The following is a 20,892-nucleotide window of genomic DNA, read 5'->3' on the forward strand; positions in this document are numbered from 1 at the left end:
CTTTGGCATAATAGCGTTACCTTTAAAACACGACGGAAATTCTATGTCAGACAGCTCTAACTCGCTTATGAAACAACGTTTTCGCGGATACATGCCGGTCGTCGTCGATGTCGAAACAGCGGGCTTTAACGCAAAAACCGATGCGTTATTGGAAATAGCTGCGGTCTTGCTGGATTTCGATGACGATGGTCTGTTAAAACCTGTAGATTCTGTGCATTACCATGTACAACCATTCGAAGGTGCCAACATTGAACAGGCGGCTATCGACTTCAATGGCATTGATCCGCACAACCCGCTACGCGGTGCCGTAGAAGAAGGCGAAGCGCTGCGTGAGCTTTTCAAGCCCATTCGTAAAGCTCAGAAGGCGGCGGGTTGTCAGCGTTCGGTTCTGGTTGGACACAACTCAAACTTTGATCACGGTTTTGTTATGGCCGCCGCCGAACGAGCAAACCTAAAGCGCAATCCATTTCACCCTTTTGTCAGTTTTGATACCACCTCGCTGGCGTCAATGACCTTAGGACAAACCGTATTGATTAAAGCGTGCCAGGCCGCCGGTATTGAGTTTGACAGCAAACAAGCACACTCAGCCTTATACGACACCGAACGCACCGCAGAGCTCTACTGCTGGATGATTAACCGCTGGAAAGAACTCGGTGGCTGGCCGCCGGAATCTCGTCAGGATAAAAGTTAACCCGAACACAAAATTCAGACATAAAAAAAGCCGCTCAAACGAGCGGCTTTTTCGATTCAGTGAACGCTTACAGTTTGTCAGCGTTTTTAGACAGGTAAGAAGCAACACCTTCTGCGTTTTCTTTCATGCCTTCTTTACCTTCTTCCCAGCCTGCAGGGCAAACTTCGCCGTGCTTCTGGTGGAAGTTCAGTGCGTCAACCATACGCAGCATCTCGTCGATGTTACGGCCTAATGGCAAGTCGTTAACGACCTGGTGACGAACCATACCGTCTTCATCAATTAAGAATGAACCACGGAATGCAACACCCGCTTCTGGGTGTTCAACGTCGTACGCTTTACAAATGCTGTGACGAACGTCAGCAACCAATGGGTATTTCACCTGACCGATACCACCAGCGTCAGTTGACGTGTTACGCCATGCGCTGTGAGTAAACTGAGAGTCAATTGAAACACCAATAACTTCTACGCCACGCTTTTTGAACTCGTCTAAGCGTTTATCAAATGCGATTAGCTCTGAAGGACATACGAAAGTGAAGTCCAACGGGTAGAAGAAAACAACAGCTTTTTTGCCTTTGATAGCGTCTGACAGTTTAAAATCTTCAACAATTTCACCTGAACCCAGTACTGCTGCTGCAGTAAAATCAGGTGCTTTACGACCTACTAATACAGACATCGATTCTCTCCATTTAATGTTGAGTGTTAAAGCTTCACCTGTAGTGATGGGGATGCCTAAATAAAAAAACAAGGGAATCCACTAATTTCACTACAGATTGTCTACTGTTTGCTTAAACTTTATTCCGCTGAAGGCGAATTATTCAGCTGACGGCTCTGGGTGCCGTTCTGCAACGCCAGAAACCAGCTCTTGCAGCTCACCGTTCTGGAACATTTCCATAATAATATCACAACCGCCGACTAATTCACCTTCAACCCACAGCTGCGGGAAGGTTGGCCAGTTTGCGTATTTAGGCAGTTCTGCACGAATATCCGGGTTCTGCAGGATATCGACGTAAGCAAACGCCTGACCACAGCCCATTAAAGCCTGTGATGCCTGTGAAGAGAAACCACAACTAGGCAACTTCGGAGAGCCTTTCATGTATAACAGGATTGGGTTTTCTTCGATTTGCTGCTTAATTCTGTCAACCGTTTCCATAACACCTCTGCTTAATATAATGGTTGATTAAAACACTCAGGTATTTTAGCACAGCCTATAAAGTTTTGTCCTAAATTGAAAGATTTCCTTGAAAAGCGAACCAGTCAGCCCTATATATCGTAAGGTATAACAAGAAAGAACTTGCACGCTTTGACGTGCGAGTCACATATTTGTACTCAAAAGAACGGAGAGAAAAATTATGGCATTTGAACTACCGGCTCTTCCATACGAGAAAAACGCTCTGGCACCACATATTTCAGAAGAGACTCTGGAATACCACTACGGTAAGCATCACGCCACTTATGTGAGCAAGCTGAACGACGCCGTTAAAGGTACCGACCTTGAGAGCAAGTCTCTGGAAGACATCATCAAGTCTGAAAAAGGCGGCCTGTTCAACAACGCCGCACAGGTATGGAACCACACCTTCTACTGGAACTGCTTAAGCCCGAATGGCGGTGGCGAACCAACTGGCGCAATAGCAGAAGCTATCAACGCAAAATTTGGCTCTTTCGACAAGTTTAAAGAAGAGTTCAACGCAAGCGCTGCTGGTAACTTTGGTTCTGGCTGGACTTGGTTAGTGAAAAAATCTGACGGTTCAGTCGATTTACTGAACACTGACGATGCAGATACTCCTGTCGCGCACGACGGCGTAGAAGCTCTGTTGACCGTTGATGTTTGGGAACACGCTTACTACATCGACTACCGTAACTCTCGTCCTAACTACTTAGAAGCTTTCTGGAAGCTGGTAAACTGGGACTTCGTAAACAAGAACTTTGCCTAAGGCAAACTTGTGAGCGAAATAGGAAGGCGCCGGAAGGCGCCTTTTTTATGCGAATACGAGTTTAATAACAGCCCCAATAAAAAGGACGGTTATCACTATTCCCGCAGCTAATATAACCTTTTCACGCGTCGTTTGTCTGGGCCTGCTTTTAACAACAAAGACCGCTCGGTAGAGTGTACTTGGTACGACAAGAATCAGACTTAAAATCATTGGAAAAAGTGCAAGCATAAACCCAAAGGCAGGACTTCCATTCTGATCATTAACCGCAACAAAAACCACCCACGTTATCGCGGCTAAAAAGAATATTGACCCAATAGAAATCGAAAGTAGTGCCATAATTTATTTTCCATTAACGCACACTAACGTGCCAAAACGATGAAGCCACGCAGAGGCTCCGTTGTTACTCGAAAATCTTATCCAACTGCTCGCGATAGCGATCAAAAGCTTCAAACTGTGGCATGTGGCCAATGCCCTCTAGCTCATACAAATAACCATCAGGAATCTGTTCAAGCACAATTTCACCCAGTTGGTCGTAGCGGCCCAGTTGATAATCCATGCCTTCTTTTTTCCAGCCGCGGCCAGGCCCGGTGGTGTCGCGGGTTCCCAGAATTAAATGGGTTGGCACCGTCAATTGATCAAACTCGTTCGACACATTGCCGGTAAAAATCATGTCGTAGGTCAGCGCGTTATTCCACGCAACCAAATCCCAGTCATCTCCGTTTATCCAACCTGCATGAATTTCAGTCAGGGCTTCGTAATCTTCAGACCATTTGCCGTCATAATAGTTTTTCTTCTGATAAGCTCGAACTTTATCAATGGTTTTGCCCTGCTCGTTCTCGTAAAAGAAAGCAGGGTCTTTGTATTCCACATAGCGCAGATAGTCTTCCAGGCCAACCGGGTTAACTAACACCAGTTTCTCAACACTGCTGGAATGGTTCAGCGCATAGCGAGTAGCCAGCATTCCACCCATGGAATGACCCATAACAATCACTTGTTCAATACCCTCAGACTTTAATAACGCCTTAGTGTTATTAGCCAGGGCTTCGAACGAAAATTGATAATGTTCCGGTTTAGAAGATTTACCAAAACCGATCTGGTCCGGCATGACTACTCCGTAGCCTTTCTCATGAAGATAATTGGCTGTTTCTTTCCAATAGTCCGCAGCGAAGTTCTTGCCATGTAACAGTAACACGGTTGGCTGTCCGTCTTGGGCAGGCAAATGCATGTAGGCCATTTCCAGTTTCTGTCGCTGGCTGTCAAATTCAAAGGTCTGAACCTCAAAGGGGTAAGCGTAATCACTCAACCGTGCATCGTACTTGGGGGCGTGATCATCAGCTAAAGCAGAGGCCGTCAGCCCGAAAAGAAAAACCGTAAGCAACGTATAAATCCGATTACACATGGAAGACTCCTTGAAAGCTAGTTCGACATCATTATTACAGTTGCACGCCAATTAACCAAGGTATTGCGGCCCCAACAGAGTAATAGGTTCTTTGCAGGCTCTACGCGTTCGAAGGAATAGTCGGAACGGCAATTTCGTACATTACACAAGAAGCTCGTGCCTTCATAAGAGCATTTCTTCTCTCTTCAAACGTCTTTGCTCCGTCACTTGCAGCTTCAATCTGATCAGTCACACCGCGGATAATCTCGTTTCTGGTTTGCGCGATTGCAGAACCGCTTAATCCGGACTCCTTCAAAGCCTGACCGGCAAAGTTTGTAGCGCCAGCCCAACCGCCTAAACCAGCAACCCAGGCCGCATTTGCGCTAGGACTCGCCGCCGCTAATGCAGGCACCGCTACTGAACCCGCTAATAACCCACTCATTGAAAGCCAGTACGCCATTCTTGCCTGATTCGCAGATTTTTGTTCATAGCCTGATAAACGGGGAAGACAAAAATTCAGAACTTCGGCGAGCTTTGCCTCGATCAATTCTTGATTCTCTTGATCGAGTTGTTTCGTCGACTTACCACTGTCAGTAATCTTCTTCACAGAAAATGTCTTCGCTGTGCTTGCATCGACACTAAGATCAGTTGGTGCACTCGTACATCCAGCAACAACTGTTGATAAAACAGCCAATACGATCAGTTTCATATTGCCCCCTATATTGTTGCTCTTTGAGCTCCAATATTGCCATATTGAAATTAGTTATAGACCTATTGTTCAATTAACACAATAAACACTACAGCTATCACTTTAACCTTTAGCGTGAAGAGTGACGCTGAATACTGAGACGTCTACACTGTGCATAGTGTTAATTAAAATAGAGGCCAATTTATGCACAGCGGTACATTACATCGGTTCGGTAGCTATCTGAAAAACCAATGGGCCTCGCCACGTAGAATTCGTTTTTGGCTGCTTGTACTGGTTGTTCTGTACACCTTATTCGGCTTTTTTGCTTTGCCGTGGATTATTCAGTACGTCGCGGTGGATACCGCAAAGGAAGATTTTGACCGTGAACTTCGCATAGAGTCAGTACAAACCAACCCCTACACCCTGACACTGCAAATCAACGGCCTTGAACTGGACGACGTCGATGAGCGACAGTTGCTTGGCTGGGAGCGTTTGTTCGTCGATCTCACCTGGGCGAGTATCACCAACACAGCCTGGAGCTTCGAAACCATCCAGCTCGACAAACCGACTATTCAGGAAGAACGCTTTGTCTCGGGCGAAACCCGCTTCTCGCGGTTAGCCGCCGAGAATGCAGGCACAGAATCGAAAGAAAGTGAGTCAACTCAACTGCCAGCCATACAGATTCACACACTGATTATCGAAGGCGGTGTTTTACACTTCACCGACAACTTAAAAAACGAGAACAAACCGAAACACGTGTCGCTGGCATTGCAGGCTGTCGGACTGTCTGTAAAAGACTTCACGCTGCAAAAAGATGCGAGTTTTCCGGTACGCCTGGACGCCCGGTTCAAAAAAGGCGGCCAACTCAACTTCGACGGTCAACTTCAGGTGCTGCCAACCTTTGCTCTGGAAGGCAGCACCAGCATTAAAGAGCTGGCACTGATGCAGGCCGAACCCTACCTGCAGCAATTCATAGGCGTACGGCTTGATAGCGGAACCCTGACTCTGAATGGGCAAATACAAGCAGATGCACAGCAACCCTTTTCCTTGCAGGGGTCTGCCGGTATTAACTCGCTCAGCGTAAGAGAGGGTACCAAGGATGAGCCTCTCATCGGCTGGCAGAGTCTTGAAACTCAACAACTCGACCTCAGCCTCAAAGATAAACGCATTGAGGCCACTCCCATTATCATTGAAGATCTGTCTGGCCGGGTCGTTATTAACGACGACAAAACCACTAACTTTGGGCAACTCGTCACTCAGTCTCCAAAAGCGACTGACGCCACTGAAAGCAAGGACGCCGACCCATTCAGTATCACCATTGAAGCTATTGAGCTGGCCGACAGCAATCTCCACTTTACCGATAATTCGTTGCCGCTGCCCTTCTCAACCCGCATCCATGCATTAAACGGAGAGGTATCAACCTTAAGCTCCCAATCGGCTGAACCAGCCAGGGTTAAACTGGAAGGTAAGGTGGCAGAGTATGGCTCGGCGCGTGTCGACGGTTCCGTACACGCCTGGCACCCTACCCGCCAGACCAATATAAACCTGAGTTTCCGCAACCTACAGATTCCGGAATACTCGCCTTACACCGTGAACTTCGCCGGTCGTAAAATTGCGGGCGGAACTATGGATCTTGACCTCGACTACAGCGTTGATGAGAGCCAACTCGATGGCAAAAACAACTTACTGCTTCATGACTTGAAACTCGGCGAAAAAATGGCTTCCAGCGACGCCATGGATCTGCCACTAGACCTTGCCATAGCCCTGCTACAGGACAGCGATGGCGTGATTGATCTGACGCTGCCAGTGAGCGGAGATGTAGGCAACCCTCAATTCGATTTCGGCAAAGTGACTCAACAGGCCGTGAGTAACGCCATTACCTCTGTGGTTACCGCGCCTTTCAGCTTTTTAGCAAACCTTGTCGGCGCAGGCTCGGAAGAGCTTGGTCGAGTGGAGTTCCTGCCAGGCCGCTCTGACCTGAGTCCGCCGCAGCGACAACGAATATCCAGGCTCCGTGAGGCTCTGAAGCAGCGATCTCAACTGGTTCTGGAGTTAGCAGGCCCGTTCAACAAAGGCTTTGACAGCCCACCTCTGAAACAGAACAAAGCTAAAGAAGCCCTCCAGCAAAAGCTTGCTGAACAAGCCCGGGGAATAGCGAACTCAAGCCTGACCAGTGAGGCAAACCAGGACATTGTAGAGGCAATGTTTACTACTCATTACCCGGAGACAGAACTGGAAACGGTAAAAGCGCGTTTCAGGGAGCAACAGAGTGAGGCGACCCATGAAACAGACTTCGATGCTCTGGCCTATCGAAACCATTTAGCTGAAAAAGTTATTGAGGCGCAAACAATTACAGACTCTGAGCTCAAAGCTATAGCCAATGCTCGCGCCGAAGCGGTACGTGACGCCTTAGTTAATGCAGACGCAGATGCAGCTATAGCAGCTGATCGAGTCCGCATTCTGGAGCCTAAAGAGGTTGATTCACCGGACGCTGAACGCGTTGCTATGGAAGTGGGTGTCAGCGCTGAGTAATTAACAAGGAGTCTGCCGAGCTTCATATCGGGGTGCATGGGTGGTGCGCCGTTGGTACCATCACGCAATATATCGAGCTTGGGCGCAAACTCATATATCACAACATTACTGGCCTTGCCCTAACGGGAATAAGGCCCAGTTTTGCCTATCCGACGACAGAATCAATGGGCCGCGCCATAACAGGCCAGCCTGCGACAGTCATACTTCGTTCCCGCCCTATCAAAACGCTGCAACTAGCTCTCAGCGCAGTTTAATACGTCTATTATATTCTTGGGTTTAGATAAAGCGCTTCACTCATTCCTATGATGGTATTTGCCCTGCTACTTTCTTTCTGGTGTATAGCTACATGGAACTTAAGCGGTATCTTCATTTCTTTCAAATCTTTTCTTCTGTAACCGGCGCGGCTTGAGAAAGGCGTGTCCCACAGCACTGATACAAAACCATTTTCAGAGTCAATTATGCATGAGTTCCGCCCCTTGGTAATTGAAACCATTCGAGTGCCTGAAACCGCAAACAAGACTGAACAGGTATATAGATTAGGAGCGTCTTTGTAGTCTTTAATGGTGTAATCAAATTCAACCTCAAGCTTATGTATCTTACTTCCTGCTTTACCAATTTCCTCAACTTTGAGATTGCTGATTTCTGCCTCACTTTTCTCAATATCTGAATAATTCGTCAATGTGCATCCAGCCAGTAAAAAGGCACACACCACTCCTAGAATTTTTTTCATATTTTCTTCTCCCTGAATGCGGAATAGGCAAATTACTATTTACTTAAGTACTTGAGATTAAATGGGGAAACAACAAAATACAACAAAAAACTATACAATATGGCAGATGAGAGGTAACCGCCGGTAAGAACGCTGAGGTTAGCCCTCAGCGTTACTATCAGACTCTTCTGACTTGGCAGCCAGTTCCAACATTTTTTCACGAAAGTTATCCAGCCCTTTCATGACCAGTTCATAGGTTTTGTCGACATCGCTTTCAACATCACCTTCATACACCTGGAAGCTGGTAAGAATATCTTTTGCGCCTTTAAAGCCCGTTTCGATACCACCGCTGATCATTTCCATGAATTTATTCAGCGTTTCTTCTTCGGACTCGCCCGCATTCATCTCTTTATAACGGCTATAAAAGTTGGTCGCAAAAGAAACAATGCGATCCGCCGTCGCCTTGGGAGAAGTATCGGTGTCGGACTCATAGGTTTTCTTCACCGCATTTTTGCCCATTACCGGCTCGAGCTCCGCGTTAATACCTTCCAGTGCGGTTTTGTACAGCAAGCTGAATGCGTCGTTGTTACCACTCAGCGATACTCTCTCGTGAGCACGCAAAATAGCGGCGTTTTGTGCTTGTTTGGAATTTGGTGAAGCTTCTTTCGTCTCACGGTTGTCATCCGCTTTTACGCTATTGGCGTTTTGCTTACCAACGCCCGATACAGAAGTGCCATTGCCTGAGATAATTGACATGATGTTGTTCCTGAAAAGTCGGCTACCACTTGATTTTAGTATAGCCCGTAGCTGGTTATCGGCAGGCAGTGGTTAAAATTTAGGCTTTTATTAAAATGGCGGTACTGACTTATCGACTTCCTGCCACCTGTAATATGGATTGGTTGCAATGCTAAGCATGTCGCTATCTTCCGCGGTGTCACCATACGCATAGGCAGCTAAACTATCGCGAGGCCTAGCAGCAGTTTTCGAAAAGGTTACTACGTCCTATTAGTCTGGTGGAGCTGGTTTACAAGCAGGATCGCCATATGCATAACGATAACTTTCCTCAAAACAATTGATAAGACCATCAACAACATCAATGTTTGGAGGCCATCTCATTTTAAACGGCTTACCGGAATTATTAGGGATTTCAAATACACCGTCTTGTACATCAAACTCTGACGGAGCTTTTACGGTCGATAATGCTTGACGTGCCAACACCAGCTCATGTCTATTTCTTTTCAAAAAAGCAATTGACGCCTCAACATACTCATTCCACCCGGCTATATTTTGCTTTTGGGGTTTCTTCGCTTTTTCAAATAATTTAATGGCTGAGATGTAGTCATTTCCCATAGCTCGCACTTGTCCTTCATGCCAAAAAATTATCGCCTTCTTTAATCCGTGGCGTTTGCGATAATCTCTAATCAGATTAGCGGCAGCTATTTTGCAGCCAGTTTTACCGGCTATACCTCGCCAACCACTGCCAGAGAGGTCTTGATCGAAAGCGTTTTCGTCAAGATTGAGCAACCTTTCCCTTTCCGATTGGCTAAGACATTGTTCTTGCGACTCTGCTTGGCTCCCTACATCACCATCCGCCGCAAAGGCCCAGGCTGATAGAATGAATATAAATGTTGCTACAATAATACTTCTCATGTTTTCTCCGAGCATACAAAGCTGTTTAGCAAAGCCTGGGAAGTCCACTCACATGTCTTAGTGTCGCTATACATGCTGATCTATAAGAATAGGGTTTCCATCTGGATCAATAACCGAGAAGCTCGACGGACCTTCTGCTCCAGTAATAGAATCTTCAGCTATCTCTATACCTTTAGACTTAAATCTCTCAAGCAACTGACGTACATCATCAAAAGAATCTACACTTTCAGCATCTTGATTCCATCCAGGATTAAAGGTCAGTATATTCTTTTCAAACATACCCTGGAATAGGCCAATATTTGTGTCCCCATGCTTCATTATCAAATAACCATGAGACTCTTCACCGGCAAACACTTCGAATCCAATTTTTTCGTAGAACGCTTTCGATTTTTCCAAGTCTTTCACAGCCAAACTAATTGAAAAGCAGCCTAGTTTCATAATCGCCTCCACAGTTACATTTTGAACTCTACTAACATTTTCTTTCAAGCAACACTCAATATCAATCGACACAATTGATGTATCTAATTGACATTAAATTGGTTAAAAAAGAAACACAACAATAAAGTAGTTCAAACGAGTAAATCTGCTTGAAGCAATAGGTAGAAGCTGGAAATTATCCTGTAAACCAAGGACAACAAAAATGCCTGGCAATTCATTAAGAATCACCAGGCATTATCAATAAAATGAATTGCATTCTACCGGAGGGGGCGCAAAACCAGCCTCATCAATCCACCAAATCATCCGGCATATCACCACGCAGGCCATGCCAAATTTCAGCGGACTCGTAACCGTAGCGTCGAACCAGGTTTACGGACTCGTTATAGTCGCCTTCGCGTGCCACAGCAATTAAGTCAGCGTAATAATCTCGCGCCAGCTGGCGGGCTTCTGATGATGAAAAGTAATATTGTCCAATACGTGCGTACAGGCCTTTAAAGCCGTTTAGTACCAGCACATAAATGGGGTTGCCGGAGGCCATAGCTAAGTCGTGGTTTAACTGGTAATCGAACTCGGCAAAAGTTTTTTCGTTGTCTTCCAGCTCGCTAGTGGGCTCTAACAACTCGATGACCCGCTGCGGGTTATGACGAATAGCGGCGCGAATATAAATGGCGCTAATATTGGTTCGTGCAGACAGCAGTTGATCCACTAACTCGGGCATGCCGTCTTCGTCCAGGCGCGCCAGGGTTTCTAAAATATTCAGGCCGGAAGTTTCCCAAAAGTTGTTCACTTTGGTGGGTTTACCGTGCTGGATGGTCAGCCAACCGTCGCGGGCCAGGCGCTGCAGTACTTCACGCAGGGTGGTTCGTGTCACACCAATAAGTTCAGACAGTTCACGCTCTGCGGGTAGGATAGTGCCCGGTGCAAAATGCCCGTTCCAGATAGATTTTACGATGTACTCCTCGGCAAAACCCGCCGGGCTTTTAGCTTTTATTATCATATTCCCGCCTGTGTACTAACTAATAGAGCGATTCTAGCAGCCTTCTGTGAGGTCGGACAAGATAACTTCTGGCTTTATATCGACAACACTCAGTGATTTGGGTATGGTTTCTACGTTTTTACAGTTTCTTAAGGAAAATCACCATGCTATCTGTAGGTCAGTGGCCTAACAAACCTTTTGCCTGGTTATTGCTGTTTTTAGGATGTTCGGGACTGTTAGCGGCAGCGTTATATTTCCAGATGGTTCTTAACTTAGAACCCTGCGTAAAATGCGTGTACCAGCGTATGGCAGTTTTAGGTATTGGCCTGGCCGCTATTGTGGGCCTATTCGGCTCCGGCTTCTGGTTAACTCGCTGGGCAGCTTTAATTGGCTGGCTTTACAGCAGTTACGAAGGTTTGTTAATTGCTTACGATCACTGGGACTTACAAACCTCGAAAAACGCGTTTTTTGCCGTCTGTGAAAGTGCACCGAACTTCCCTAATTGGGCGCCGCTGCACGAATGGATGCCTGGGCTATTTGCGGCTCCCGGTTTATGCGGTGATATTGACTGGCAATGGCTGGGCTTGGGTATGCCTGGCTGGATGACGGTAATTTTCGCGGGCTTGCTGCTCATCGGTATTATTGTAACGGTTTGCCACGTTATTGCATCGTTTACGAAAAAAGACGGGCTGGTGCTTTACCGTAAATAATGAAAGGCTCTTTTTTAAGATAAGGGCCAGGTGACTATTCTGTCCTCCAGATCACCCTTAAACTTCGTTTCACTGACACAATGGCCGGCGACATGATAGCCGGCTTTTTTCATGGGCTCTTTACTGCCCTCATGCCTTAGCGGGTGCCATTCCGGCAAAGGCTGCCCTTCTGCTCGCAGCCGGTAAGCACAGCTGGCAGGCATAAAATAAACATCGTCGAGGTTATCGGGGGTTAAAGTAACACAGGCGGGTACGCGTTCGCTGCGGTGAGCGTAGTCAGTGCAACATGCGGTGTCAGTATCAAGTAACCGACAGGCAACGTCAGTAGAATACAGATTATCTTCTTCGTCTTGCAGCTGATTTAAGCAGCACTGCCCACAGCCATCGCACAAGGCTTCCCATTGTGCGTGACTCAGCGTATGCAGTGGCTGCTCATACCATTTCATCAATGCCGACAAGTCATTACCTTGGAAAGCGAATGCGGTCGGACAAATAGCCCACTGCCGCCACAAAGTAATGTGAACGGTTCCAGCGCATTAACGCATCGTAGTTAGCATAAGCCAGATAAACACGGCCTTCGTTATCATCAGGAATCACTATTGATGCAACAATGTCGTCACGCGTTGGTAATTCAGAGCCGTCGAAACGAGTAATCCCTAAATCGGCCCACTCGGCCAGTTTTTTCTTGGTATCCAGACCGGCCAGAGACTCATCGAAGCCTTCCGGCAGTTGCACCTGACGTCCCCAGGTTACGTCGTCTTTCCAGCCAACCGAGCTTAAGTAATTAGCGGCAGAGGCAAAAACGTCAGGATAGCTGCCCCAAATGTCTTTTTTGCCGTCGTTGTCGTAATCCACGGCGTAACTCATAAAGGAGCTGGGCATAAACTGAGTTTGTCCCATAGCGCCAGCCCAGGAGCCTTTCATTTGCTCGGGCGCAATGTGCCCTTCCTCAATAATGGTCAAGGCTTCCCAAAGCTGCTTTTTGAAAAACGCTTCGCGACGGCCATCGAATGCCAGCGTGGTTAAAGCCGAAACCACATCAAAACCGCCAGTGAACGAACCAAAGTTGGTTTCAATACCCCATAGCGCGACGATAAAGCGCGGCTGCACGCCGTACTCTTTGCCAACCTTTTCAAGCAGCTCTTTGTGCTCGTTGTATTTTTCCAGTGCCTTGTCGGCTTTCCATTCAGGAACGGCGCGGGGCAAATAAGTATCCAGCGTGAGCTTAAACTCCGGCTGATTCTTATCAAGCTCTACCGCTCGTTCGTAGTACTTCACTTTGGCAAAAGCTTTATCTAAGGTGTCTTGCTTATAACCGCTTTCAATGGCCTCTGCTTTCAGAGCTTCAACGTAGGTGGCAAACTGTTGATTAACTTCCTCAGTTTTTTTATCCGCTTTTTCATCACCTTCTTGATAGGCAAAAGCCGGCACACTAAGCGCAAATGAAGAAGCCAAACAAAAAGCCAGTGCTGTCACTTTTATTGTATTCATCAACATTGAAGTTCCTCTCGTTTCGGTGGCAACTGCAAATAGAAACCATCGTTATGCAAATGTTCCTGTAACTTTTCGACCGTTAAGCGGGCCAACTGTTCACGCCCAGCAAGGTTAATTGTTAAAACCTTCTCGGCACGACCAAACTGTTCACACAAAACGTCAGGTACTTCTGTGAATTCATTACCGTGAGGCAAATAAAGGTAGGTATCGGCTTTCTTTAAGCTGCGATAAACATCACACAGCATGGCAGTTCTCCTGAATAAGGGCTGGGCGCACTATTGGTTAACAACCTCTATGTTAACCAATTATAGCCTGTAATTCTGCCCCAATTGCTTGCTTACGCCAACCCACCATTAAGTCTGGTTGCGGCAAACGCTGTTGTTGCTGCGTTGAATACTGCCAATGAAAGTTAATAAGGTCGTTAATTTGCTTACGAGAAGCGACCAAAGATGCCGGTACCTGCAATCTTTCGGCAAGTTCAGACACCACTTTTTTAATCGCTTTAAAAGTCGGTTTATAGCCTTCCATATCGTCTAAGCGCTCAAGGGTTTCCGGTAGTTCAGACTCAGGCACTTGTTTGGCTTGCTGAATACAGCGAATAATATCCCGCCCAGAATACTTGCGTGACATGGGCGCTAAGTCAGAAATTCGGCTTAGCTCATCGTCGCTTTGGGGCATTCTGCGGGCCAGTTCAAGTAGCACGCCGTCTTTGGCTATAAAACCCAGAGGGATGTCCCGCTCGCGCGCTTTATGCAAACGCCATGGCGTCAGAATTTTAAGTGCGCCCAGCTGGCGTGCATTTAACTGCCAGGCATTACCCACGCCTAAATACAGCAAATCATCTGGCCAACTTTGTGTGCGTTTACGTACCTGAATTTGCGACTCTTCGTACACAATCTCCAGACAACCTTTTTCTTCACACAAAGCTTTAAGATACGGATACATCACGGCTAAGTAACTGGCGTCAGCGGCAGCATAATCTAACTGCTCTTCACTTAACGGACGTTTGAGCCAGTTGGTGCGAGACAAGCTCTTATCCAGCTCAACCCCATCAAATAACGCATCGACCAAACGGGCGTATCCCATAGAGCCACCAAGCCCACAAAAGCCTGCGGCTATCTGGCTGTCAAAAATACGCTTGGGTTGTCGACCTTCGCTTTGCTGGAAGAACAGCTCAATATCCTCACCACCGGCATGCAGAACGGTTTCAACTGAGTCATCTGCAATCAATTGCCATAACGGCTCTAAATCAATATCAGCGAGAGGATCAACAACGGCGGTTGTGCCGTTGGCATAAATTTGCAAAAGCCCTAACTGAGCGTAGTAAGTTCGTTCACGTACAAACTCTGAGTCAATAGCAAACCAACCAGATTCCCTAGCTTGCTGACAAAGATCGTCTAGTTCCTGCGTTGTGATAACGAGCCGGTACTGGCGTACCGACTCGGGTAGGTTCAGAGGTAGAGTCAAGCGTCTTCCTCGTCGCGTAGCTCGCGGCGAAGTATCTTGCCTACATTAGACTTCGGCAATTCATCACGGAATTCGACCAGTTTAGGTACTTTGTACCCGGTCATATTTTCGCGTGAAAAATCAATAACTTCCCGTTCTGTCAGTGACTTATCTTTCGCCACAATAAAGACTTTGACTACTTCACCAGAAGACTCATGCGGTACACCAATTGCGGCTGACTCAAGAATCTTCGGATGATCAGCTAAAACGTCTTCGATTTCATTTGGATAAACATTGAAGCCCGACACCAAAATCATGTCTTTTTTGCGATCCACAATTTTGAAGTAACCACGTTCATCAGCCGTTGCCATATCACCGGTTGCAAACCAGCCATCTTTAATCGACTCAGCAGTCGCATCAGGACGGTTAAGATATCCCACCATAACCTGCGGGCCTTTGACTTCCAGCTCGCCGGGTTCACCTAAAGCCACTTCTTCGCGTGTTTCAGGATCAACAATACGCACGTCAGTGCTCGGAACCGGTAAACCAATGCTGCCCGTGTAACATTCGATATCGTACGGATTAACGGTAACCACCGGCGCACACTCGGTTAGGCCATAGCCTTCCAGCAAACGAGACTTGGTGACGCGTTCCCATTCTTCGGCAACCGCTCTTTGAACCGCCATACCGCCGCCCAGAGCTATCTTCAAATTGGAGAAGTTAACGTCTTTAAAGCCTTTGGTGTTCAGCAGACCGTTAAACAGTGTATTAACACCTGAAATCATTGAGAACGGATACTTATTCAGCTCTTTCACAAAATTCGGCATATCACGCGGGTTTGTGATGAGCACGTTTTTACCGCCGTGCTTAATAAAAGTCAGGCAGTTCGCCGTTAATGCAAAGATGTGATACAGCGGCAACGCGGTAATGATGGTTTCTTCACCGTCGCTCATAATCGGGGTAATACAGGCGGACACCTGTTCCAGATTAGCCACCATATTGCGGTGAGACAACATAGCACCTTTCGCGACACCGGTTGTTCCGCCGGTGTACTGAAGGAACGCGATGTCATCGCCCGTAACGTCCGGGCGCTGGTACTCAGCCATTGCTCCTTTCGCCATAGCCTGATTTAAGCTAACGGTGTCTTTTACATTATGAGAGGGCACCATGCGCTTTATGTACTTAACCACAAAATTAACTAACCAGCGTTTATGCATTGGTAACTGATCGCCAATTTGGGTGGTAATGACGAAATCAAGCGGCGCTTCGTCTTTTATCTTGTCGTAGGTGTGCGCAAAATTCTCTAAAATAACCAGAGCTTTTGCTTGAGAGTCAGTGAGCTGATGTTTTAATTCACGAGGCGTATAAAGCGGGTTGACATTAACGACGGTCATTCCAGCTCGTAAAATACCGAATAAAGCCACCGGATATTGCAGCAAGTTAGGCATCATAACAGCGACTGCATCGCCTTTTTTTAGCCCCTTACTTTGCAGATACGCCGCAAATTGACGAGACTTCGCACCCAGCTCTTTGAAACTCAACTCCGAGTCCATATTAACGAATGCCGTTTTCTCACGGTACTTTTCAATGGACTGTTCAAGTATATCAACCAACGACGCGAAATGATCCGGATCAATCGTTTCCGGTACTCCGGCTGGGTAATTTTTTAGCCAAATTTTTTCCATAAAAGGCTCCGCCTCTCACTATTTATCATTATTTTCAGTGGCGCAATCATCGCATATCCGACCAGTTAATCCTAGTCGTTAGCAACGGCTAAACCTGTGATTCAAGCAGTTCAACTAATTTTTCAGGTTGTTCCATATGTACGTGATGTCCGCCCTTTAGCGTCACACAACGAAAGTCAGATACTTTATCCTGCCATTTTTCTAACGCATTCTCTAACTTGTCATAGCCTTCGCTGCCACGCACTACGATAACCGGCATAGTCAGTTCGCTTACGATGTCGTCCACTGCCGAACTGGGTAAGCGATAAGCCGATGTTGTTTTTACTCTGGCATCTGCACGCCAGTGCCAACGGCCATCTTCACCCTGTTTACTACCTCGCTCAACAATCAATCTAACCAGCGCTTCGGAAAAATCCGCCTGAGCGGCACGAACCCCGACTGCAGAATCAAAATCGACATAACTGCGCCAGCGCGGTGTCTGCAACTTTTGTCGGCTTAAGAAACCTTGCTTTAGCTGCTCGCGCGCGTTTGTTCCATCAGAAACCAGCAAGCCAAAAGCTTCAACTAAGATTAAGCGATGGATACGCTCCGGGCATAAAGCTGCGACTAAATTGCTCACAAAGCCCCCCATGGAATGACCCAGTAAAGTCAGATTTTGCCAACCCTGTTGCTGGATCAAATGCCATAAATCATAAGCATAGTCGATAAAATGATAGTAGCTGCCAACAGGCCGATGGTCGCTGTGGCCATGACCAGGCCAGTCAAGAGCCAGTAAGCCGCCTTTATCTGAGGGCCAGTGGGTCGCTAAAGGTAAAAAACTGTGACTGTTATCCAGCCAACCATGAGTCGCTACAACCTGTATATCATCAGGATTTCCCCAGCACAGACCCCGAACTGTGCCCCAGTCAAGTTGATAACTGACCGGGGTCGCTCGTTCTAAAACAGCTAGATAATCCATTAACTCTGTGGATTAATTACGGTTTTTAGCTGGTGTACCCGAGTTGTCCTGTACGCGAACACGTACTGGAACCGGGTAGCGGTATGGATAATGGGGAGAATAGAAATTGTGACGGAACCAAAGTGGTGAATAGTCAACTTCTACATGACTTTTCTGCTTCTCAACCTTCCACAGATGATACCCCGTTGCTTCAATAACCGGGTAGGTATATACATATTCGTCAATTTTTCCCTGCTGGGTTTGACCAATCGTACCGACAAAACTGATTGCCCGACCTTGCTGGTAGACATCGGGGTCAACAAAGTCATTAACTATAGCTAAGAAACGTCCATCGCTGTTATCGCTAACTTCAGGACGCCCCCAACGTTGTAATGGGAAGCTGACAACTTCCAGCACGGTGTGATCTTCAGCATTGCGAACATCGGCAATGACCCCACCCCAACGAGCGGGCTCACCTGCAACCTCATTCTTCTGATGCTTGGCGGCTTTATAACTCACCAAAGCCTCTTCATTGTCAGAAGCAAGCTCATCGGGAACGGAAGAGCAACCAACCAGCACTAGTGCCGTTAACGTTGAAAATACTGCTGCATAAATCGTTTTCATAACAGACCTCACTCAGGCGTAAACATCAACACCAAACATTGACGTGATTTGTTCTTTTTTTTCACTTAACGCAATATTCTGATAGGCGTTAAGTGCTTTTTGAGAACGTTGTGGTGGTTCATCGTAAAAGGTATTCAATGACTCCCACCGTTCTGCGCGCCGCTGACTTTGTCGAGCATCAGGCACCACCTGCCGTGAGTCAGCAACTTCTGTCCGGTTTTGTCCCTGACGTTGCTGATCTTCTGGCGCAGGCCGTTGTGGACCCTGCTGCTGATTGTTTAGCGGCTGAACCGCTTGCGGATTAATTCGCACGTCAACGATGACTCATCTGTTAGTAAGACTGATTTTATTATGGCGAGTTCACTGCCATTCAGCAAGTTACCGACCCGGCAATTTTTTCCAGGTCACTTCATTACGCACATACAAAGGCTCTAAACTCTCTGCGTCAACCGCAGTGATATCGCTTTTAGCGGCTATTGTCAGCATGTCCTCTGCCAACGGCAGACGGCAATCACTATTGTGCTTCAACTGATTTCCAGGATCCAGCCGATCGGAATAATTATCCCAGCCGGTGCCTGCTGTATAAAATCCCTGAATGTCATGCTCGGCAAATAAGGTTGCAGAGGGCTCAGCAACTGCAGGCTGGGTTATTGGTTCAGCAACTCCATCAATGTTGCGATACAAAGCATAATAAACTTCACCCATTCGCGCATCGATACAGGCAACGACGGCTTCCGCCTGGTGTTTTCGAATAGCCTGTTGCGCGAGCGCCTGCAAACTACTGACCGGAAACACCGGTAGCTCAGAACTAAACGCCAGCCCCTGCGCCATCGATACGCCAATGCGTACGCCGGTAAAACTACCAGGACCAACACCAACAACCAGCCCGTCAAGCTGGCTTAAGTCTGCTTTTGCTTGCTGCAGGACGTGCTCAACAAAAGGCAGCAAGCGTTGCGAATGCTCTCTTGGGCTTTCTATTGCGTCACTGAAAAACTCTGCATGCCACTGTAAAGCCACCGAGCAATTCTCAGTCGACGTATCAATTGCTAATAAATTAGTCATTGTTGGTTTCATCTTTCTCTGCAACCTGCGCCAAAAAACTCAGCGCGTCATTTAAATCGCGGGTTCGTGACATGGCCGGTAAACTGGCCAGAAACTGCTTTCCGTATTGGCGCGTGACCAGGCGGCTGTCACAGACAATGAGCACACCGGAGTCATCTTTATCGCGAATTAAGCGCCCTGCGCCCTGTTTTAACGCAATTATTGCCTGCGGTAATTGTATCGTGCTGAAGGCATCGACACCACGTAAACGAGCATCTTCAACACGCGCATTCAACAACGGGTCATCCGGCGAGGCAAACGGCAATTTGTCAATAATGACGCAACGTAACGCCTCACCCCGCACATCAACGCCTTCCCAGAACGACGACGTCCCCAGCAGAACGGCGTTCCCCTTTTTGGTAAAGCTTTCCAGCAGTTCGGTTTTGCCGGACTCGCCCTGAACCAGAATGTCCCGATCCAGTCGCTTACGCAGTATGGCCGCCATTTGCTGCAACATTCGGTGGCTGGTAAAAAGTAAGAAGGTTCCGCCCCGGTTCACCTTGACGCACTGCTCCGCAATTTCGGTCAGCATCTGGTGCCGGTTAGGGTCATTCGCTTCGGGCAGGTAACGTGGTAAACACAGCTTAGCCTGCTTGGCAAAATCAAACGGACTTTCCAGCAATAAGGTGTCCGCTTCTTCTATCCCTAGACGTTTGGTGAAATAATCAAACTTCTCGTTCACCGCCAGAGTAGCAGACGTAAACACCCAGCTCATTTTATTGCGTTTTATGTAGCCACCAAAGGTTTTGGCAACGCTTAATGGCGTTTGATGCAAACTGACATGCCTCGGTGTGGTTTCAAACCAGAAACTGTAACCGGTACGTTCCACGTCCATCAACTGGCGCCAGATGTACAAATGCTGTTCTGCGCGCTCATATAAGTTATCGAAATCTTTATTGCGCCCAATAGCGGTCTTCATCACCTCGGTTAATAAGGTCAGGCGTTCCTGCACACGCTCAGCCACTTCGGCAATCTCTGGCTTTCGACGCCAGTCTCTCCAGTTGCCCCGCATAGGATCGCGCGGGAATAACAATCGCCAGTCCTTCAGAGTCTGTAATAACGTACGAGCCATAGCGCTAGCCTGAGACAAATCTTTGAGCTCTGTCATACACAGACGCTGCAGCTCTTCACACACTTCCGTCAGTTGCCGACTGGAGACCGTTTCACCAAAATACTGACTGGCAATGTCCGGAATCTGATGCGCTTCATCGAACACCACGGTATCCACACTGGGGATCAACTCACCAAAGCCGGTGTCCTTTAAGGCCATATCGGCAAAGAACAGATGATGGTTCACCACCACAATGTCGGCTTCCATGGCTTCTTTGCGCGCTTTGACTAAATGACAGTCCTCATACACCGGGCAGTCGCGACCCAGGCAGTTGTCCTGCGTACTGGTCACCTGCGGTAACACCGAAGCGTCTTCTGCTAAGGCGTTGAGCTCGCCCATATCACCACTACGGGTAGAGGTAGCCCAGCGCTTTACCGTAATTAACTGGCTCTGAATGTCTTTACTGAATTGTCCGGCTTGCTGAGTTGCCTGCTCCATACGGTGCAAACACAAATAATTTGAGCGACCTTTTAATAGAGCGACGACTTTTTCCGGTGCCAGCACTTTTCTTAATGTGGGTAAGTCGCGGTGGAACAGTTGTTCCTGAAGGTTTTTAGTACCCGTTGAAATAATGGCTTTGCCCTTACCCAGAAGAACTGGCGCAAGATACGCAAAGGTTTTGCCGGTGCCGGTTTCAGCCTCAACCACTAGCTGACCTTTTTTCTTAACAGTGGCGGCTATGGCTTCAGCCATTTGCTGCTGGGCGGCCCGAGGCTGAAAGTTTGTAATTGCCTGCGCCAGTTCGCCTGTTGGCTTAAATACTGATAGAACTGTTGCCATAACCCTAACCG

The 20,892-nt window shown here is 47.4% G+C and carries 24 protein-coding genes; 4 read left to right on the forward strand and 20 right to left on the reverse strand.

Going from position 1 to position 20,892, the window contains the following annotated elements:
* Nucleotides 1-43 precede the first annotated feature (43 nt).
* On the forward strand, nucleotides 44-691 hold the full coding sequence (rnt, locus tag CWI78_RS03140) for a ribonuclease T (RefSeq protein WP_126780148.1): 648 nt from the start codon (nucleotides 44-46) through the stop codon (nucleotides 689-691).
* A 67-nt stretch (nucleotides 692-758) separates the two neighbouring features.
* Here rnt and CWI78_RS03145 read toward each other — a convergent pair whose 3' ends face one another.
* Nucleotides 759-1,364, reverse strand: coding sequence for a peroxiredoxin (locus CWI78_RS03145; protein WP_054491001.1), 606 nt, complete (start codon nucleotides 1,362-1,364; stop codon nucleotides 759-761).
* Nucleotides 1,365-1,502: 138 nt separating this feature from the next.
* On the reverse strand, nucleotides 1,503-1,841 hold the full coding sequence (gene grxD, locus CWI78_RS03150) for a Grx4 family monothiol glutaredoxin (RefSeq protein ID WP_126780150.1): 339 nt from the start codon (nucleotides 1,839-1,841) through the stop codon (nucleotides 1,503-1,505).
* A gap of 199 nt (nucleotides 1,842-2,040) precedes the next feature.
* On the opposite strand from grxD, the gene CWI78_RS03155 reads away from it, so the two are divergent.
* The gene (locus CWI78_RS03155; RefSeq protein WP_126780152.1) at nucleotides 2,041-2,622 is read left to right on the forward strand and encodes a superoxide dismutase; all 582 of its coding nucleotides are present in this window, start codon (nucleotides 2,041-2,043) and stop codon (nucleotides 2,620-2,622) included.
* Between the two features lie 45 nt (nucleotides 2,623-2,667).
* Here the strand turns inward: CWI78_RS03155 and CWI78_RS03160 are convergent, their stop codons facing one another.
* The 3 genes from CWI78_RS03160 to CWI78_RS03170 all read right to left on the reverse strand — a co-directional run bounded on the left by CWI78_RS03160 (nucleotide 2,668) and on the right by CWI78_RS03170 (nucleotide 4,709).
* Nucleotides 2,668-2,958, reverse strand: coding sequence for a hypothetical protein (locus tag CWI78_RS03160; protein WP_126780154.1), 291 nt, complete (start codon nucleotides 2,956-2,958; stop codon nucleotides 2,668-2,670).
* Nucleotides 2,959-3,022: 64 nt separating this feature from the next.
* Nucleotides 3,023-4,021 (reverse strand): alpha/beta fold hydrolase, encoded by a 999-nt coding sequence (locus tag CWI78_RS03165; protein ID WP_126780156.1) that lies wholly within the window; start codon nucleotides 4,019-4,021, stop codon nucleotides 3,023-3,025.
* A gap of 100 nt (nucleotides 4,022-4,121) precedes the next feature.
* Nucleotides 4,122-4,709, reverse strand: a complete 588-nt coding sequence (locus CWI78_RS03170) for a hypothetical protein (RefSeq protein WP_126780158.1) — start codon at nucleotides 4,707-4,709, stop codon at nucleotides 4,122-4,124.
* Nucleotides 4,710-4,892: 183 nt separating this feature from the next.
* Here CWI78_RS03170 and CWI78_RS03175 point away from each other — a divergent pair, with 183 nt between their 5' ends.
* Nucleotides 4,893-7,220 carry a DUF748 domain-containing protein gene (locus tag CWI78_RS03175; protein WP_126780160.1) on the forward strand — a complete coding sequence of 776 codons (2,328 nt, stop codon included), beginning with the start codon at nucleotides 4,893-4,895 and terminating at the stop codon, nucleotides 7,218-7,220.
* A 262-nt stretch (nucleotides 7,221-7,482) separates the two neighbouring features.
* Here CWI78_RS03175 and CWI78_RS03185 read toward each other — a convergent pair whose 3' ends face one another.
* The 5 genes from CWI78_RS03185 to fadR all read right to left on the reverse strand — a co-directional run bounded on the left by CWI78_RS03185 (nucleotide 7,483) and on the right by fadR (nucleotide 11,014).
* A complete protein-coding gene (locus CWI78_RS03185) occupies nucleotides 7,483-7,950 on the reverse strand; it encodes a hypothetical protein (RefSeq protein WP_126780162.1) in 468 nt (155 codons plus the stop codon).
* Between the two features lie 138 nt (nucleotides 7,951-8,088).
* The gene (locus CWI78_RS03190) at nucleotides 8,089-8,685 is read right to left on the reverse strand and encodes a DUF5610 domain-containing protein (RefSeq protein ID WP_126780164.1); all 597 of its coding nucleotides are present in this window, start codon (nucleotides 8,683-8,685) and stop codon (nucleotides 8,089-8,091) included.
* Nucleotides 8,686-8,934: 249 nt separating this feature from the next.
* Nucleotides 8,935-9,579: a hypothetical protein gene (locus CWI78_RS03195; RefSeq protein WP_126780166.1), complete on the reverse strand. Its 645-nt coding sequence runs from the start codon at nucleotides 9,577-9,579 to the stop codon at nucleotides 8,935-8,937.
* A gap of 66 nt (nucleotides 9,580-9,645) precedes the next feature.
* A complete protein-coding gene (locus tag CWI78_RS03200) occupies nucleotides 9,646-10,017 on the reverse strand; it encodes a VOC family protein (protein ID WP_126780329.1) in 372 nt (123 codons plus the stop codon).
* Nucleotides 10,018-10,303: 286 nt separating this feature from the next.
* The gene (gene fadR / locus CWI78_RS03205; protein WP_126780168.1) at nucleotides 10,304-11,014 is read right to left on the reverse strand and encodes a fatty acid metabolism transcriptional regulator FadR; all 711 of its coding nucleotides are present in this window, start codon (nucleotides 11,012-11,014) and stop codon (nucleotides 10,304-10,306) included.
* Nucleotides 11,015-11,157: 143 nt separating this feature from the next.
* On the opposite strand from fadR, the gene dsbB reads away from it, so the two are divergent.
* Entirely contained in the window at nucleotides 11,158-11,703 is a 546-nt protein-coding gene (gene dsbB / locus CWI78_RS03210; protein WP_126780170.1) for a disulfide bond formation protein DsbB, read from the forward strand.
* Between the two features lie 14 nt (nucleotides 11,704-11,717).
* On the opposite strand, the gene CWI78_RS03215 is transcribed toward dsbB, so the two are convergent.
* The 10 genes from CWI78_RS03215 to CWI78_RS03260 all read right to left on the reverse strand — a co-directional run bounded on the left by CWI78_RS03215 (nucleotide 11,718) and on the right by CWI78_RS03260 (nucleotide 20,881).
* Nucleotides 11,718-12,161, reverse strand: a complete 444-nt coding sequence (locus tag CWI78_RS03215) for a YcgN family cysteine cluster protein (RefSeq protein WP_420809834.1) — start codon at nucleotides 12,159-12,161, stop codon at nucleotides 11,718-11,720.
* A gap of 4 nt (nucleotides 12,162-12,165) precedes the next feature.
* The gene (locus CWI78_RS03220) at nucleotides 12,166-13,200 is read right to left on the reverse strand and encodes a lytic murein transglycosylase (protein ID WP_126780172.1); all 1,035 of its coding nucleotides are present in this window, start codon (nucleotides 13,198-13,200) and stop codon (nucleotides 12,166-12,168) included.
* Nucleotides 13,194-13,442, reverse strand: a complete 249-nt coding sequence (locus tag CWI78_RS03225; protein WP_126780174.1) for a YcgL domain-containing protein — start codon at nucleotides 13,440-13,442, stop codon at nucleotides 13,194-13,196. Before CWI78_RS03225 ends, CWI78_RS03220 begins: the two co-directional genes overlap by 7 nt.
* 52 nt (nucleotides 13,443-13,494) lie before the next feature.
* Complete coding sequence (gene rnd, locus CWI78_RS03230; protein WP_126780176.1) at nucleotides 13,495-14,664, reverse strand: ribonuclease D; 1,170 nt, start codon at nucleotides 14,662-14,664, stop codon at nucleotides 13,495-13,497.
* On the reverse strand, nucleotides 14,661-16,328 hold the full coding sequence (gene fadD, locus CWI78_RS03235) for a long-chain-fatty-acid--CoA ligase FadD (protein ID WP_126780178.1): 1,668 nt from the start codon (nucleotides 16,326-16,328) through the stop codon (nucleotides 14,661-14,663). The genes rnd and fadD overlap by 4 nt, the downstream gene beginning before the upstream one ends.
* An 88-nt stretch (nucleotides 16,329-16,416) precedes the next feature.
* On the reverse strand, nucleotides 16,417-17,286 hold the full coding sequence (locus CWI78_RS03240) for an alpha/beta fold hydrolase (RefSeq protein ID WP_126780180.1): 870 nt from the start codon (nucleotides 17,284-17,286) through the stop codon (nucleotides 16,417-16,419).
* Nucleotides 17,287-17,298: 12 nt separating this feature from the next.
* The gene (locus CWI78_RS03245; protein ID WP_126780182.1) at nucleotides 17,299-17,889 is read right to left on the reverse strand and encodes a Slp family lipoprotein; all 591 of its coding nucleotides are present in this window, start codon (nucleotides 17,887-17,889) and stop codon (nucleotides 17,299-17,301) included.
* Between the two features lie 12 nt (nucleotides 17,890-17,901).
* A complete protein-coding gene (locus CWI78_RS03250) occupies nucleotides 17,902-18,201 on the reverse strand; it encodes a hypothetical protein (protein WP_126780184.1) in 300 nt (99 codons plus the stop codon).
* A 66-nt stretch (nucleotides 18,202-18,267) separates the two neighbouring features.
* Nucleotides 18,268-18,951: a tRNA (adenosine(37)-N6)-threonylcarbamoyltransferase complex dimerization subunit type 1 TsaB gene (tsaB, locus tag CWI78_RS03255; protein ID WP_126780186.1), complete on the reverse strand. Its 684-nt coding sequence runs from the start codon at nucleotides 18,949-18,951 to the stop codon at nucleotides 18,268-18,270.
* On the reverse strand, nucleotides 18,944-20,881 hold the full coding sequence (locus CWI78_RS03260) for a DNA repair helicase YoaA (RefSeq protein WP_126780188.1): 1,938 nt from the start codon (nucleotides 20,879-20,881) through the stop codon (nucleotides 18,944-18,946). The genes tsaB and CWI78_RS03260 overlap by 8 nt, the downstream gene beginning before the upstream one ends.
* Between the last annotated feature and the right edge of the window lie 11 nt (nucleotides 20,882-20,892).

The organism is Idiomarina ramblicola, assembly GCF_003987255.1.
Lineage (GTDB): Bacteria > Pseudomonadota > Gammaproteobacteria > Enterobacterales > Alteromonadaceae > Idiomarina > Idiomarina ramblicola.